The sequence below is a fragment of the Nitrosomonas sp. Nm33 genome, from assembly GCF_900107265.1.
Lineage (GTDB): Bacteria > Pseudomonadota > Gammaproteobacteria > Burkholderiales > Nitrosomonadaceae > Nitrosomonas.
In genome coordinates, this window is record NZ_FNPJ01000006.1 from 46,580 (window position 1) to 62,719 (window position 16,140).

16 protein-coding genes, 1 tRNA gene and 1 pseudogene are annotated in these 16,140 nt (G+C 44.0%); 4 read left to right on the top strand and 14 right to left on the bottom strand.

From position 1 onward, the window contains the following. Positions 1-23: 23 nt before the first annotated feature. The 14 genes from nuoF to BLV54_RS02480 all read right to left on the bottom strand — a co-directional run bounded on the left by nuoF (position 24) and on the right by BLV54_RS02480 (position 13,267). Positions 24-1,301, bottom strand: a complete 1,278-nt coding sequence (gene nuoF / locus BLV54_RS02415; RefSeq protein WP_090567250.1) for an NADH-quinone oxidoreductase subunit NuoF — start codon at positions 1,299-1,301, stop codon at positions 24-26. Next, positions 1,298-1,774 carry an NADH-quinone oxidoreductase subunit NuoE gene (gene nuoE, locus BLV54_RS02420; protein WP_090567253.1) on the bottom strand — a complete coding sequence of 159 codons (477 nt, stop codon included), beginning with the start codon at positions 1,772-1,774 and terminating at the stop codon, positions 1,298-1,300. Before nuoE ends, nuoF begins: the two co-directional genes overlap by 4 nt. A gap of 12 nt (positions 1,775-1,786) precedes the next feature. Further along, positions 1,787-3,040 carry an NADH-quinone oxidoreductase subunit D gene (locus BLV54_RS02425; protein ID WP_090567255.1) on the bottom strand — a complete coding sequence of 418 codons (1,254 nt, stop codon included), beginning with the start codon at positions 3,038-3,040 and terminating at the stop codon, positions 1,787-1,789. 47 nt (positions 3,041-3,087) lie between these two features. Next, positions 3,088-3,714, bottom strand: a complete 627-nt coding sequence (locus BLV54_RS02430) for an NADH-quinone oxidoreductase subunit C (RefSeq protein ID WP_090567257.1) — start codon at positions 3,712-3,714, stop codon at positions 3,088-3,090. An 8-nt stretch (positions 3,715-3,722) separates the two neighbouring features. After that, positions 3,723-4,196 carry a NuoB/complex I 20 kDa subunit family protein gene (locus BLV54_RS02435; RefSeq protein ID WP_090567260.1) on the bottom strand — a complete coding sequence of 158 codons (474 nt, stop codon included), beginning with the start codon at positions 4,194-4,196 and terminating at the stop codon, positions 3,723-3,725. Between the two features lies 1 nt (position 4,197). After that, positions 4,198-4,554 carry an NADH-quinone oxidoreductase subunit A gene (locus BLV54_RS02440; RefSeq protein ID WP_090567332.1) on the bottom strand — a complete coding sequence of 119 codons (357 nt, stop codon included), beginning with the start codon at positions 4,552-4,554 and terminating at the stop codon, positions 4,198-4,200. 69 nt (positions 4,555-4,623) lie between these two features. After that, positions 4,624-4,708 (bottom strand) — tRNA-Leu (locus BLV54_RS02445). 71 nt (positions 4,709-4,779) lie between these two features. Then, positions 4,780-5,151 carry a preprotein translocase subunit SecG gene (gene secG, locus BLV54_RS02450; RefSeq protein ID WP_090567263.1) on the bottom strand — a complete coding sequence of 124 codons (372 nt, stop codon included), beginning with the start codon at positions 5,149-5,151 and terminating at the stop codon, positions 4,780-4,782. A 17-nt stretch (positions 5,152-5,168) separates the two neighbouring features. Continuing rightward, entirely contained in the window at positions 5,169-5,924 is a 756-nt protein-coding gene (gene tpiA, locus BLV54_RS02455) for a triose-phosphate isomerase (RefSeq protein ID WP_090567266.1), read from the bottom strand. A gap of 400 nt (positions 5,925-6,324) precedes the next feature. Continuing rightward, positions 6,325-7,245: a sulfotransferase domain-containing protein gene (locus tag BLV54_RS02460; protein ID WP_090567269.1), complete on the bottom strand. Its 921-nt coding sequence runs from the start codon at positions 7,243-7,245 to the stop codon at positions 6,325-6,327. Between the two features lie 285 nt (positions 7,246-7,530). Beyond that, positions 7,531-8,202, bottom strand: a complete 672-nt coding sequence (locus tag BLV54_RS02465; RefSeq protein ID WP_090567273.1) for a homing endonuclease associated repeat-containing protein — start codon at positions 8,200-8,202, stop codon at positions 7,531-7,533. A gap of 145 nt (positions 8,203-8,347) precedes the next feature. Then, entirely contained in the window at positions 8,348-8,770 is a 423-nt protein-coding gene (locus BLV54_RS02470; protein WP_090567276.1) for an acyl-CoA thioesterase, read from the bottom strand. Positions 8,771-8,818: 48 nt separating this feature from the next. Further along, on the bottom strand, positions 8,819-10,645 hold the full coding sequence (locus BLV54_RS02475) for an AMP-dependent synthetase/ligase (RefSeq protein WP_090567279.1): 1,827 nt from the start codon (positions 10,643-10,645) through the stop codon (positions 8,819-8,821). 297 nt (positions 10,646-10,942) lie between these two features. Further along, positions 10,943-13,267 (bottom strand): acyl-CoA dehydrogenase, encoded by a 2,325-nt coding sequence (locus tag BLV54_RS02480; protein WP_090567282.1) that lies wholly within the window; start codon positions 13,265-13,267, stop codon positions 10,943-10,945. A gap of 228 nt (positions 13,268-13,495) precedes the next feature. Between BLV54_RS02480 and BLV54_RS02485 the strand changes: the two genes are divergently transcribed. The 4 genes and pseudogenes from BLV54_RS02485 to BLV54_RS16635 all read left to right on the top strand — a co-directional run. Continuing rightward, positions 13,496-14,404, top strand: coding sequence for an MlaD family protein (locus BLV54_RS02485; protein ID WP_090567284.1), 909 nt, complete (start codon positions 13,496-13,498; stop codon positions 14,402-14,404). After that, on the top strand, positions 14,401-15,024 hold the full coding sequence (locus tag BLV54_RS02490) for an ABC-type transport auxiliary lipoprotein family protein (RefSeq protein WP_090567287.1): 624 nt from the start codon (positions 14,401-14,403) through the stop codon (positions 15,022-15,024). Before BLV54_RS02485 ends, BLV54_RS02490 begins: the two co-directional genes overlap by 4 nt. A 126-nt stretch (positions 15,025-15,150) precedes the next feature. Beyond that, positions 15,151-15,456, top strand: coding sequence for a hypothetical protein (locus BLV54_RS02495; RefSeq protein WP_090567289.1), 306 nt, complete (start codon positions 15,151-15,153; stop codon positions 15,454-15,456). 220 nt (positions 15,457-15,676) lie between these two features. Beyond that, positions 15,677-16,004, top strand: a pseudogene (locus tag BLV54_RS16635) (transposase); the annotation flags it as partial. Between the last annotated feature and the right edge of the window lie 136 nt (positions 16,005-16,140).

Sequence of the window (16,140 nt, forward strand, 5' to 3'; positions counted from 1 at the left end):
AAAACATATCGAGTTAGTGCTCATCACACCATACATTTCTTATGCTCAATGTGATACACAAACTCATCTCGAAAATGCTGCAGCATTGCGCGCACGGGCATTGCCGCTGCATCACCTAATGCGCAAATGGTGCGCCCTTGAATATTGTCAGCCAGATTGTCGAGCAGATCCAGATCTTCAGGCCTGCCTTTCCCGTGCTCTATACGATTGATAATACGATAAAGCCAGCCTGTTCCTTCCCTACACGGCGTGCACTGACCGCAGGATTCTTCATAATAAAAATAAGATAGGCGCTCCAGCGCTCTCACCATGCAGGTTGTGTCGTCCATGATAATTACCGCGCCGGAACCGAGCATTGACCCAGCTTTAGCGATTGAGTCATAATCCATATCCGTTTTCATCATCACATCACCCGGCAGAACAGGCATCGAAGACCCTCCTGGAATACACCCTTTTAGCTTTCTGCCACCGCGCATACCCCCTGCCATTTCTAATAGTTCCGCAAAAGGGATGCCTAGGGGCACTTCATAATTTCCTGGTTTATTAACATGACCTGATATCGAAAAAATCTTAGTGCCGCCATTGTTGGGTTTTCCTAACTGTAAGTATTTCTCTCCACCATGACGGATGATCCAAGGCACTGAAGCAAATGTTTCGGTATTGTTGATAGTTGTTGGTTTACCGTAAAGACCATAGCTTGCAGGAAACGGGGGCTTGAAGCGAGGCTGTCCCTTTTTGCCTTCTATAGATTCGAGTAATGCCGTCTCTTCACCGCAAATATACGCGCCATAGCCGTGGTGATTATAAAGCTGGAAGCTAAAATCCGAACCTAGAATATTGTTCCCAAGAAAACCAGCTAGGCGTGCTTCTTCGACAGCCTCTTCCATGCGCTCATAGGTCTCCCAGATTTCACCATGAACATAGTTGTAACCCGTTTTAGCCCCCATGGCATAAGCGGCAATCGCCATACCTTCAATCAAGATATGCGGATTGTATCGCATGATGTCGCGATCTTTAAATGTACCCGGCTCACCTTCATCTGAATTGCATACCAGATACTTATCCCCTTCGTATTGACGGGGCATGAAACTCCATTTCAAGCCTGTTGGGAATCCTGCACCCCCACGACCTCGCAATGCAGACTTTTTAACCTCTTCAATGACATTTTCAGGTGGTATCTTATTTGCAATAATTTTTTTGAGAGCAGCGTAACCATCACGCTTAAGATAGCTTTTCAATCTCCAGTTCTCAGGATCAGTGGGATTCACATCGGCCAGAATCACTTGAACAGACTGAGTCATTTGCGCAATTCCTCCAGCAATTGATCTATTTGCTCATTGGACATAAAACTACACATTTGCTTGTTATTAACCAGCAAAACGGGAGCATCTCCGCACGCCCCCATACACTCTCCTTCCTTTAGGGTGAAGAGTCCATCAGCAGATGTTTCATTAAATCCTACTCCAAGCTTTTGCTTTAAATAATTCGCTGCATCATTTCCACCCGACAAAGCACACGGTAGATTAGTACATACTGTAAGCTTATATTTACCTACCGGCTTCAAATTGTACATGTTGTAAAACGTTGCAACTTCATATACTGCAATAGCTGGCATACCTAAATATTTGGCAATGAAATCCATGGTTTCGGTAGCGAGCCAGCCTTTCTCATCCTGCGCAATAGCAAGTGCGGACATGACTGCCGATTGTTTCTGGTCAGTAGGGTATTTTGCAATCTCTCGATTTATTTTTTCCAAGGATTCAGTGCTTAACATTTTTTCTTCTATTTATCTGTCTATTTCACCAAAAACAATATCTTGTGTACCTATAATCGCAACTAAATCAGCAATCATGTGACCACGTGACATTTCATCTATAGACGCTAAATGAGCAAATCCTGGTGCACGAATTTTTAAACGATAGGGTTTGTTAGCACCGTCAGAGATAATATAGATACCAAATTCTCCTTTGGGATGTTCAACTGCAGCATATACTTCGCCAGGTGGAACATGAATACCTTCAGTGAAAAGCTTGAAGTGATGAATCAATTCTTCCATGTTTTGTTTCATGGCCACACGCGAAGGAGGTGCAACCTTATGATTATCAGTTATAACTGGACCAGGATTGTGACGCAGCCATTCAATACATTGCTTGATAATCCGATTGGATTGCCGCATTTCTTCTATACGCACTAAATAGCGATCATAACAATCGCCATTGACCCCTACCGGTATATCAAAATCAAGTTGGTCATAGACTTCATATGGCTGTTTCTTGCGCAAATCCCATGCCACTCCGGAACCACGCAGCATTGGACCCGTAAAACCCAAAGCTTTGGCGCGCTCCGGCGTAACTACACCAATATCTACTAATCTTTGTTTCCAGATACGATTATCAGTCAGGAGTGTTTCGTATTCATCGACATATTTCGGAAAGCGATTAGTGAAATCTTCAATGAAATCGAGCAATGATCCCTGACGATTTTCATTTCTTTTTTTTGTTTCTTTTTCGTCATGAATTTGCGACACCTGATATTGAGGCATTGTATCAGGCAGATCTCGATATACGCCACCAGGTCGGTAATATGCTGCATGCATTCTGGCACCTGACACGGCTTCATAGCAATCCATTAAATCTTCTCTATCACGGAATGCATAGAGAAATACGGTCATTGCTCCCACATCTAGCGCATGCGCTCCTAGCCAGAGCAGATGATTCAATATTCTCGTTATTTCATCAAACATGACCCGTATATACTGAGCTCGCAAAGGAACCTCGATTTGTAATAGCCGCTCAATTGCCATTACATACGCATGCTCATTTACCATCATGGAAACATAATCCAGTCGATCCATATAAGGTACTGACTGAATATAGGTCTTGTTTTCAGCTAATTTTTCTGTGGCACGATGTAGCAATCCAATATGTGGATCTGCTCGCCTTATTACTTCACCATCTAATTCCATCACTAACCGTAAAACACCGTGTGCAGCAGGGTGTTGCGGTCCAAAATTCATGGTGTAATTACGTATTTCAGCCATATCCTAAGCAATCCTAACATCAAAAAAGATATGTTTTGATTTCATGTTTAGTCGACCTTATTTTCTTCACCGTAATGATCCTCGCGGACGACATAAGGTGTTATCTCTCGAGGTTCTATTGTGAGGGGTTGATAAATAACTCGCTTCTGATCAGCATCGTAGCGCATTTCTACATATCCAGATAACGGGAAATCCTTACGGAATGGATTACCAATAAAACCATAGTCAGTGAGGATTCTTCTTAAATCTGGATGATTGGAAAAAATGATACCGTAAAGATCAAATGCTTCACGCTCAAACCAATTGACTGCTGGCCAAATACCCATTACTGAATCGACCATCGGAAATTCATCATCATCGACAAATACTCTTACTCGTAATCGATGATTGAGATTTACCGAAAGCAAGTGATACACAACGGCAAAACGCCTGTTTTGACGACCCTCTCCCGCAAAGGAATCATGAGTATAGGCAGAATAATCCACACCACACAAATCAATGAGCGTATCAAAATTCAGTTCAGGGTGATCGCGCAACACTTTTGCCACATCCAACAAATCTTGTGATCGTACCAGAATGGTTATTTCATGTAAGCGCTGATTCAAGCTTACCAGTTTACTACCGAGCACGCTCTGCAAGGATGAAGAGAGTTTTTCCAAACGACTAATCGACATGTTAGAACCTAGCGGGCAATAGTATTTGTTCTTTTGATTTTATTTTGGAGCTGAATGATTCCATAAAGGAGAGCCTCAGCAGTAGGCGGGCATCCTGGAACATAAATATCAACTGGCACAATCCGATCACATCCACGAACGACAGAATATGAATAGTGGTAGTAACCACCTCCATTTGCACAGGAGCCCATGGAAATAACCCAACGTGGCTCAGCCATCTGATCATAAACCTTACGTAATGCAGGAGCCATCTTGTTACATAGCGTTCCCGCTACAATCATTACGTCTGACTGTCTCGGACTAGGACGAAAAACTATTCCAAATCGATCTAAGTCATATCGTGACGCCCCGGTCTGCATCATTTCCACTGCACAACAAGCAAGCCCAAAAGTCATTGGCCACATTGATCCAGTACGACCCCAGTTAATTACAGAATCAAGACTAGTGGTTATAAATCCTTTATCTACTGTACCGTCCATCATATCAATCCCACTCCAAGGCGCCTTTCATCCACTCGTAAATAAAACCTACAATAAGTATGCTGAGAAATACTAACATTGCAATAAAGCCAAACATACCAATTTCATTTAATACAACTGCCCAAGGGAAAAGGAATGCAATTTCCAGATCAAACAGAATAAATAATATTGCCACCAAATAATAGCGTACATCAAATTTTATACGCGCATCTTCAAACGCTTCAAAACCACACTCGTAGGGTGACAATTTCTCACTATCGGGTCGATTGGGTGCAAACAACCAGCCTGCTAACATGGATAACGCACCCACTAATAACCCAACCAAAATGAAAAGTAAAATTGGAAAATAATTACCAAGCATTGTATCTAGCATAATTGTTATTCTCGTTATTTATTTACTTGCGTAACCACCAATCCTATTAGCATGAAATGGTGCCGATGGCGAGACTCGAACTCGCACAGCTTTCGCCACCGCCCCCTCAAGACGGCGTGTCTACCAATTCCACCACATCGGCCAATTATTTCCGAACAAACAACAAAATTCACTCAATATAGAGATTAAATCCAATTACAAACAACATATTAATTATTCCGGTATTTCCCTGGCCTTAGAGGCTTTATCATCTACTGGTATTTCAGAAGAAGGTTTCGCATCTGTTGTTTTTTCAGCATCTTTCACTTCAGCAGAGTCCACTTCAAAATGTTTCATTACACTGGCACTTTCAGTTCCACTACCAGAAAAATAAGCAAGTGATAAACTAGTGATAAAAAATACTGCAGCTGCCAAAGCAGTTGTTCGGCTCAAAAAATTAGCTGAACCACTCGCACCAAAAAGACTTCCAGCCGAGCCACTGCCAAATGCAGCTCCCATATCTGCGCCTTTTCCATGCTGCAATAAAACCAAAACAACAACTACCAACGCTGCCACCAGATGTACCGACCAAACTATTGTTTCCATTTTTTACTCTTTAAAAATCATTGCTGTGCGGCTGAACAGATTGAAATAAACTCATTAGCAATCAACGAAGCACCTCCTATCAATCCTCCATCGATATCAGGCATTGCAAATAAATCACTGGCATTACTCGCTTTTACACTTCCTCCATAAAGAATCTGCAAGTTATCTGCCACTTCTGTGTTTTGCTTAGCTATCTTGCTGCGTATGAACGCATGGACACTCTGAGCTTGCGCAGGAGTAGCCGTTCTGCCCGTACCAATTGCCCATATAGGCTCATAAGCAATAACTGATTGCGTTAACGAATTAATACCCGTTAATTTAATCACTGCATCGAGCTGTTCTTCTATCACTCGTTCCGTTTCATCAATCTCACGTTGCGCCAATGTCTCACCGACACATAAAATAGGTATCAAACCAGCGCTCTGGGCTTTCTTAAACTTCTCGGCCACGGTATGGTTATCCTCACCAAATAAAGACCGTCTCTCGGAATGTCCAACAATCACATAACGACAGGCAAAATCCAGCAACATTTCTACTGCTACTTCACCTGTGTAAGCACCTAAATCAAATTGGCTGACATTCTGCGCACCCCAAAATATATGAGTATCTTTCAGAGCAAGCTGCACCGCTGGTATATAAGGATATGGCGCACAAACTGCACATATAACATTCCGTAACTCTTTAGTCCCTGGAATGATTGCATTGAGCAACTCCTGGTTCTGAACAAAATTACCATTCATTTTCCAGTTACCAACAACCAACTTTGTGCGCATCCTCTTATCCTTTAGTATCAGAACAAGAAATGCTACTCGGGAATAAGCACTGCGTCAATCTCTTGACACACTATGAGTTAAGCAATTTGACCAGTTAAAATGGATGATTTCTTCACTAAATACGTAATTCACAGAGATAACTACTTGAAGATAGATTATATTTTGACAATGTAATTTGTCAATCCTGAGCAATACTGACATTGTATGGAAACAATGTTGTGTTTGTATTAATTTTTTTTTCAACAATTAAAGCTTATTCAAATTAATTTTACCTGGATATTTCGCTAGATTGGTGAAATATCCAGGTTAAGCGCAATAACATGATCGTAATTTACCAAAGGTCGCAGCCTTTACCACTGTCTCAAGAAGCACTCACCACCTGGAGTAGGATTCTAATTAATTAGATCGTGCCACCATTTCCGAGCCATTCACGACACTCAGGGGTGAGTGCTCGATCACAAGCAGCTTCATAGAGACTCATCTCCTTGTCAGAAAGAACATCACGCCAGCGACCATTTGTTCCCTTATGAAGAAAAGTTTGCGCTCCGCCCTTCCAGAAATGACCACCCCCTGGCGCATACAACTCCCCCTGGCGTTTCATCTCCGCAAAGGAAACAGCCTTGATAATGTCCACCCAGGCATTCTCAGGCACATCGATTTCCAGAAATGCGGCCATGCGACGAACCTCTCGTTCGGTATTTTCGAGCATGTCGTTGTAGTGGAATAGCTGAATGTTAGGAAGGTAACGAAAATTCCACCAAGACTGTACATTGGAAAGATGCGACCAGTACGGCCAGCCATCGGTTTCCCATTCGAACGAACCGCGCGTTATCCAATTCTGCCAGAAAGTATGGATATCATCTGGTGGACGCGGCAACTCATCACCCGCACGGCCAGGCAGCATATTCATCAACGTAAAGAACTCATCCTTCATACCCTTATAGTGATTCCATAACGACATGAAAACATCCCGCGCATCACGGGCAATGTAAAGGTACTTGATCTTCTCGTTATAAAACATACCGTCGAGCGGCAAATGCGTCTTGATGAAGCGACGGTGCGTCTGTGTTTTCAGTCTATTCAAAATCACTTCAAGCGGCATAATTCGCATATCCAGCCATGGCGACATTTCCGCCGGTGCAGCCGGGAAATTTCCATCTGGAAAAAGAAGATGTGCGACAATAGCCTGAGTCCAGGTCGTGCCCGCCTTGTATGATGTTGCCACGATGATGTCATCGTCGCGCGACTCGAAATAATCCCAACGGGTACTGTCAAAATGATGATTCTGGTAGATACGGGAGCGCTTTGGTAAAGTTGGCATCTTTGTAACCTGTTTTGAAATGATTTGCTGTTAGCCTATATAGAAGCACTTTGTATTTGACAAGCGTGCAGGAGTAAAAATAAATTTGTTCTTACGTATCTTGCATATTTTGTATGAGCCATTTAAGGAGCGCTCCATCTGAATAAAATGATGCGGTTAAGCCTCTCCTCTACTTGATTGCCGGTACATGGATCACGCGTCAGTCAAGTTGGTTCTCAACAACTTGATTATGTCGTAAATGAGGTATTGTAAGAAACTCATTATTTAAGAACCATGTTATGCAACTTACTGAGACACATGATGATTGCTCTTTCCCTGATTGCAGGCAAAACACAGGGTCTGAAGATTATCTATTACTGTCTCTCCGCCTTTTGACCATGGCACAATGTGATCAACCTCGAGCTGTATACCAGGAGTAATAGCGGGAGATACACCGCATGCACAACATCTAAAGTTATCGCGTTGTAGTACCTTAAAACGGAGTCTTAGATTTATGGAACGAGAAGTGCTGCGGTGTTGTAAAAGTTGAATATCATTTGCTCTTGAAAATGGCGTAGATATTTCCTTAGTGTTGATATACTCTACAAACGCTTCAAGTGCTTTTCTCCAAGAGCCAAACCGCTGCTCATACGGTTTGGCTGAATAGTAACAGTGGGGTCGCTGAATTTCCGAATAGCTTGGCTGCCGCCCAAGCTTTATCCATAAATCATAGATAGCTGCAAACAGCTTCTGATCAGGAATGTTTCGTTCGACGAACTTTTCAAGACCAGCCTTTTCAATCGCGGTATTCCATGATCCGAATCGGCGAATAACGGTGGTAACACCATATTTCCCGAATTCCTTGTAAGTTCGCTGCTTCAAGCAAATATCGGCATGCTCTTGAGCAACGCATTGAAGATCGCTCAACAAATCCTCATCAGCGATACTCTTTCGGTCATGACTTAGTTTAAATTGCATTACTTATTTGCCATAGAACTAAAATTCTGCTTCCGAGATTAATGTGATCTATTGCATCACCAATAATACGGTAAGAGCCATAATATCGAGTGGCTTATGTTTATACTTAATAGCCGATCAGTAGTTTAGCTTTCAACTAACCCAATCATCCCTGCGGTACCACCCTTGGCCGCCGATTTTCATCGATAGCCACGTAAGTCAGCACCGCTTCGGTCACTTTGATGCAAATCTCTTCCCCACCTTCCCGTGCTCCGCGTTGCGCGTAAACCGATACAGCGACAGTAATCGAAGTACGTCCTATCTTGATGATATTGGCGTAGAAGCTGACGATATCGCCCACAAACACGGGTTGTTTAAATACAAAAGAATTAACAGCTACTGTTGCGACGCGCCCTCGTGCTCGCCGGATGGCGGGAATACTACCTGCAGTATCGACTTGCGACATGATCCAGCCACCGAAAATATCACCCGCATAATTGGTATCCGATGGCATCGGTACCGTACGCAATATGGGTTGACCTTCTGGCAAGGGAACGTGTAGTGCAGAATCATACGGAATGTTAAGCATTGTCGGCTTATAACCAATTAGAGGTAATTCAAAGATAGTTCATTTTTGTCAGTGCCCAGCATATAAACGCGCTATCTCAGTTTTATAGCGTTCCAGAATTTTTGACCGCTTTAATTTCAAGGTAGGTGTCAGCATTTCATTCGCCACTGTCCACGGCTCAGGGATTAAAGCCACACGATATATTTTGGCATACCCTGGAAATTCACGGATTTGCCGGCTAATTACCTCCAGCACGATTTCTTCTGCTTGCTCATTTTTCGTCATTTGCTGCGAGTCCGCTGGCACTTGACACTGTGCAGCAACACTTTCCCAGCCACGCTTGCTCAATACTACCAATGCACTCAAATAAGAGCGCCCTTCGCCAATGATCATGGCTTGCTCGAACATCGGATCCCGCAGAATAGCGGCTTCCATATCGGTTGGCGACACCTTTTCACCCGTCGAGGTCACGATAATATCTTTTAGCCGCCCAGTAATCGTGATGCGTCCTTGTTCATCGATACTGGCAATATCTCCCGTATTCAACCAGCCGTCATCAGAGATGATAGCCCGCGTCGCTTCTAGATTGTTCCAGTAGCCGAGCATGACATTAGGGCCGCGAATCAGCAAGGCACCGTGCTCACCGAGTTTGACTTCCACTCCGGAGATAGGTAAACCAACACTCGAGGGCAAGTTATTATCAAGACGATTGGCACAAACCACCGGACTGGTTTCCGTCATGCCGTAACCTTGCAATATCGGTAATCCTAAGCCAATGAAAACACGTGAAATTTCAGGTAAGAGTGCTGCCCCTCCGCTCATCGCCTGCCGTAAACGCCCCCCCAGTTTATCCATCAATTTCCGTGCCACCAGCTTATCCAGCAATGGCCATAGCAAATGAGACAAATGCCAGGAATCACGCCCTTGCTGATGTTCAAATCGACTGTAACCCACTTCTACTGCCGAATCGAATAATTTTCTAGCCAGCGCTGATCCCTCATCCAGTTTAGCGCGTATGCCTGCATACACTCTCTCATAGATGCGTGGTACCGAAACAAGGACGGTTGGGCGAATCGTGAGTAAATCCTCTTGTAACTGCTGAATCGAGCGGGCATAAGCGATGGTGGCACCACACATCATGGGCACATAATAACCAGCAGTACGCTCTAATGTATGCGACAGGGGCAAAAACGAAAGCAGCAAATCATCGGGTGTTATGGTTACGACCTGAGCAGAAGCATAGGCGTTGGTCAGGATATTATGATGATTGAGCATCACTCCTTTGGGACGCCCTGTTGTGCCTGAGGTATAGATGATCGTCGCTAGTGCATGCGGATCGTTGTTCAGATGCTGGGTATCTCCCGCCTGCTCCGGCAACCACTTACTCAGCGCAATGACCCGATCATCTTTTACTTGAAGCGCTTCCTGCTCGGATAAAGTCATGATCACGATGCGTGATAACTCGTTGAGCTGATCTTTTACTGGAGAAAATGCTTCCCATTGCGCCAGTTTCTCCACCAACAACAGTTTGACGCCCGCATCCTGCAAGCAATAGACTGCATTCTCAGCACGATCTTCGGTATAAAGCGGCACTACCACCAAACCCAGTCCGATGGCTGCCTGTTCGAACATCACCCACTGTGGACAATTTCTCGACATTACCGCGACCCGATCACCAGGAGACAAATTTCCACGCGACATGGCAGTTTGCCAACGTGCCACTCCTTGCGCCATCTCAGCCCAGGTGTAATCACACCATTTCTCAGTCTCGACATTAAAATCGCGATACGCCACTAATTGAGGTGAACGACGCACTCGCTCTCTGAACAAACCATCCAGTGTTTTAGCAACTTCTACCGGAATGACATCTGCCTTGCTGTGCTGATGATTTGTCACGTTTTCTCCCTGTTTATATTGACAACACTGTTCGTAAAAATCCTGCCCTATTATTATCCCAGGTTCCTCAGATGATCGCTCGTTCTGGTGTTAACATTATGAATAAATAAACTTTCCTATAATTTCATTCTCATCTTCCGGGTGTTTCCGTGCCGGGACAGATTGCACGATTTTGCAAGCACATGATTGCGTTGCAACTCCTTGGAATGGAGCAACTATTCCGCGTCGTTGCGCCTTGCCCTGCACTCGCAAAACCACACACCCATCTCGCCCCACTGAAAAATTTAGGATTATTTTTTATGATGTCGTGCCTGCTACTTTTCCAAAATCAGGAGAAAAATCATCGACCATAATCACGCGACGTCGCAGTACTTTCATCTTTTCGAGTAATGCCGCTTCTTCTTGATTAATGATGCCGCGCTCCAGTGCCTCGGTCACTTTTTCATTATTGGATGTAGTCAATTGACCTGCCTTAATTGCGTTGCGCAATTTTATCTCGATGGCGTCGCATGCTACGGCACATTCCATAGCTTGTTCAAGATGTACTAATGGTTCTTTGTCAGCGGCAGGAACATAAATACCTGCTGTCAGACGATCACGCACTTCTCCAGGCTCCAGAATCAGTCGAGCAACTGTGTGCGAAAGCTCATCTGAAGGCGGAGCAAACCGCTTCCCTAACGGGAACACGAGTATTCGCATCACCCCCAGCATCAGCCAGTTTCCTGGAAAGTTTTTCAGCAATTCATCGAATGTCTGCTGAATACGATAAAGCGCATCCTGAATCGACCAATGCAATAGCGGTAAATCTGCAACAGGTCGTCCATCATCTTCAAAACGCTTCAGTGTTGCAGAACACAAATACATCATACTAAGAATATCGCCGAGTCTTGCGGATATCCTTTCCTTCCGTTTAAGTGCTCCGCCCAGTTTTAGCATGGCAATATCGGTAAATAAAGCAAACGCGGCGGAAAAACGAGTCAATTGTTGGTAATAATCGGTAGTATCGCTCAGAACACCTTCTGGCACCCCTTTGATATATTTGCTGCTCAAACCAAAAAAGAAGCTACGGAAAATATTACGCAGACTAAAAGCGATATGCCCTATCAGTGCCCGATCAAATGCAATCGAAGCATGTTTCTTGTCTGGATCATTAGCTGCATTGATTTCTTGCAATGCGTAGGGATGGCCACGAATTGCACCCTGACCGAATATGATCATATTCCGCGTTAAGATATTAGCACCTTCAACTGTGATACTTACAGGAATTTGCTGATAGGTGCGGGCCAGATAATTGCCCGGTCCCAGACAAATGGCTTTGCCCCCATGCACATCCATAGCATCGATAATCGCTTGCCGAGCGCGCTCGGTCAAATGATATTTAACAATAGCTGAAATTACTGACGGTTTTTCGCCCAGATCCACTGCTCCAGCAGTCATGACTCTAGCTGCATCCATCATATAGGTGTTGCCAGCAATACGTGCCAGTGCTTCTTCCACCCCTTCAAAGAAACCAATGGGTGTCTTGAATTGCACACGCACCCGCCCGTAAGCACCACTTGTGCGTGCAGCCAATTTGGCGGCACCACAACTGGTAGCAGGCAACGATATCGAACGTCCTGCGGCCAGACAGTTCATCAACATCCGCCAACCATTACCCACCCCTCCACGCCCACCGATTACCCACTCCATAGGAATGAATACATCCTTGCCAGAATTTGGGCCATTCTGGAATACTCCATTCAACGGAAAATGGCGACGGCCGATGTTCACGCCTGGCGTACGGGTAGGAATCAATGCCAAAGTAATACCAAGATCTTCTTGATCCCCGAGCAATCCGTTCGGATCACGTAGCTTGAAAGCCAATCCCAGGATAGTAGCAACCGGCCCTAGCGTAATGTATCGTTTTTCCCAAGTAACACGCATGCCGAGTACATCTTGCTGACCGTTATACTCACCCCGGCATACAATACCTAGATCAGGTATCGAGCCAGCATCAGAGCCTGCCTCGGGTCCGGTCAAGGCAAAACAAGGCACCTCAATACCTTTCGCTAAACGGGGCAGATAATAGTTTTTCTGCTCCTCAGTGCCGTAATGCAGTAGTAACTCAGCTGGCCCCAGTGAATTTGGCACCATGACGGTCACTGCTGCCGTGTTACTGCGCGAACCGATTTTCATCACCACCTCAGAATGCGCCAATGCTGAGAAACCATATCCCCCATATTCCTTAGGAATAATCAAGCCGAAGAATCCATTATCTTTAATGAAGTGCCAGACGTGTGGTGGCAAATCTTGACGTTCGTGGGTAATATGCCATTCATCCAGCATCGCACAAAGCTGCTCGACGGGCCCATCCAGGAATGCTTTTTCCTCCCGACTGAGAGCAGGTTTGGGGTAAGCCAGTAATTTGTGCCAATCTGGTTTACCGCTAAATAGCTCTCCCTCCCACCACACTGTACCTGCATCGAGTGCTTCCCGTTCAGTCTGTGAAATCTGAGGAAGAATTTTGCGGAAAATTTTCAATAGGAAATTGGAAACAAGGTTACGACGCAAGAATGGAATCACTAAAATGATTACTATGATCCCTATCAACGAAAAAATTAGCAGTAAAAAAGACTGAAGCATCGTTTTTCCTGTAAGAATTGAGAGTTTGATTACACTACACTACCGCAGAAAATACTTGTGTCAAGTCTTACTGCGCAGAAATTCTCAATGGTCTATCAAAATCCCATTGAAGTGTTGTAAAATTGACCCAGATCACGAACAAAGTAATAAGCGTCAATATCTGACTTACCTCCTGACCTGGTGTCATAATACCTATATCTATCGGCATTGATCTCATTAGGACTATAAATGGAAAACCGGGCCCATGCACTTGCAGCGGGTTTATTCGTAATTATCCTTGGCATGGCAGCCGCTGCCGCTGTCATGTGGTTTGGTGAGCAGAAGATCCTTCACAACCACTATATTCTAGTATCGAAAGAGGGTTCCGTGGCAGGATTGAATCCTGAATCATCGGTTCGCTATCGTGGTGTTCCAGTCGGCAAAGTCGAAGAAATTGATTTCGATCCAGAGAATCCCAATCTGATCTTGATACGCATCGCCGTGAGCAGCCATATCGTTTTCCCTAAAAATATCTATGCACAATTAGCTACCGTGGGATTGACTGGACTCGCCTTTATCGAAATGAATATCGAAGGTAAAGAACCTGATACCGAGCAATTATCACCAGATGAACGTATCCCTTTGCGCCCCTCTTTCGTCAAAGAACTATCCAGTTCATTCGAAGATTTAGTCAAAACTTCTAACCAAGCTATCAAACGCATCAATTCTCTGTTAAACGAAGAGAACCAGACGCAAATCAATACTATTCTGACCAGTTTCGCACAAGCTGTCCGCCGCTACGATAATTTGGCAGATCAGCTACAATCAGGTATTAAATCCATACCTGATTTAACTTCTGAGGTTCGACTTGTGTTTAAGCAGACCAATCAGCTCTTTTCAGATATCAATCAAGCCCTAGCAAAAATCAATCAGGAAAACGGCCTGGTAGATGGCTTGACACAGAATACCCAGGAACTCGCTGATACTTTGCAGAAATTGCGAGAAGTCAGCACGGCCATTACAGAAAGCTCCTACAGTATCAACCGTATGGTGCTTAAATTTGAAGAGCAGCCGCAAAGTTTGCTATTTGGTAGTCCTCCTGCTTTGCCTGGCCCTGGAGAAAGCGGTTTTGTGCCGCCACGGAAGATCATGCCATGATCAAACTCGTTATTGTATTTTTGTTGCTTACTGGTTGTACCTTAACACCGCAGAAAAATTCTCCAGTAGCCGTCTATGATCTTGGCCTACAGCATCCTGCAGACCATAGCAACTTAACTCCCTTTAACACAAGCATTTTCGTGGCAGACATTAATGCTCCTATATGGCTGGATAATCCAGCAATCCAGTATCGACTCTCCTATCATGATCCGGCACGATCCTATGCTTATGCCAACAGTCGTTGGGTTGCTTCACCTGCAAAACTGCTCACCTGGCGAATTAAAGATTACCTTGTTACCCGTAAAGGTATTATCAGTAGTCATGACAGCTTGAAGGCAAACTATACGTTGCTTATCGAACTTGAGGAATTTACTCAGGTATTTGATCAACCAGACAATAGTCGGGCTATCATTCGATTGCGTGCAAGCCTGATCGAGCGAAATTCACGCCTATTACTCGCTCAAGAAAACTTTTCTAGCGAACAAGTTACACCTTCCGCCGATGCTACTGGCGCAGTCGCTGCTTTGATCTCAGCAAGTAATACTGTATCGGATAAGTTAAGCAAATGGCTTAGCGATCATCTGGCAAAGAAAAATTCCCCACCAAAAGAAATGTATTAACTTAATGATAAATAAGATAAGATTCTAAGCAACTTACTTCAGCTCTTACCAAAGCTCTTACCGTATAAATTTTTGCCTACTCTAAAAGTTTGAACAGGGCGATACCAGAAATAGGTCAATACTGATATGCTAGAAATCACTATTCCAGACAATCTAACCTTTGCTGACCTTAAATTAAACTTTAATGATGACGGTCAGATATCATTCAACATTCAGGTTATCGAGAGAATCTGTAATCTAAATGGATTGAGAGTGCACCATCTTTTTGCATCAGGTGAAAATGCTGTGCTCAGGTTAATCGTAGTTTGGTATGCACAGCATCTAGCTGCGGGTGGTAAGCTTGATCAAACTGCTGAAAATTTGATGACTGAAATCAAGTTAGAAGGTAAAGATGGTGACAGAGGTTTAACCACGCCACCATACAGCAGCTAATAAATGCCTATAATAATCAGTCATATAATACATTTATTAAAATATATGATTACCACATATTCTAGGAAATACATTACCTGACAGATTTAACATCCCTGACCTCATCATTTTTTGAACGGTAATGATTTGCCTTGTGTAGTTCCCGCATAAAGACTTCATCAAGCATTGTGGTTAATGTAGCAGTACCGTGGGCACGCGCCACTATCCTGCTTTGAGAGAAGTCTACTACCTCAAACACTGTTCAATGATCCATGGAATATGCCGGGCAAATACAGTGCACACGCTTTTCTTACACAGTGGCGTAATGAAATCAATCAAGCCAGAATTCCAGCTTCTCAGGCTTTTGCTAAAACTGTGACCTCCCATTGGAACGATATTTTCACTTTATTGAATCCCGGCTGACCAATGACATTCTCGAGGGCATCGATAACAAAATTCAACTTGCCAAATAGTGCACTAGACACTACCGAAATATTAACAACTTCATTAATATGATTTATTTCTTATACGGCAAACCCCAGTTTACTTACCCACGGTATTTCACATAGAATCCCAAAAAATGTAGCGAGCACTTTAAGCGCTACGCAGACGGAATACAGCAGCGGGACCCATTAATAGATAGATGACGAAATAAGTACACCATTAGACACATAATACAGGTAAATTAGGGTACAAGAGATTTAT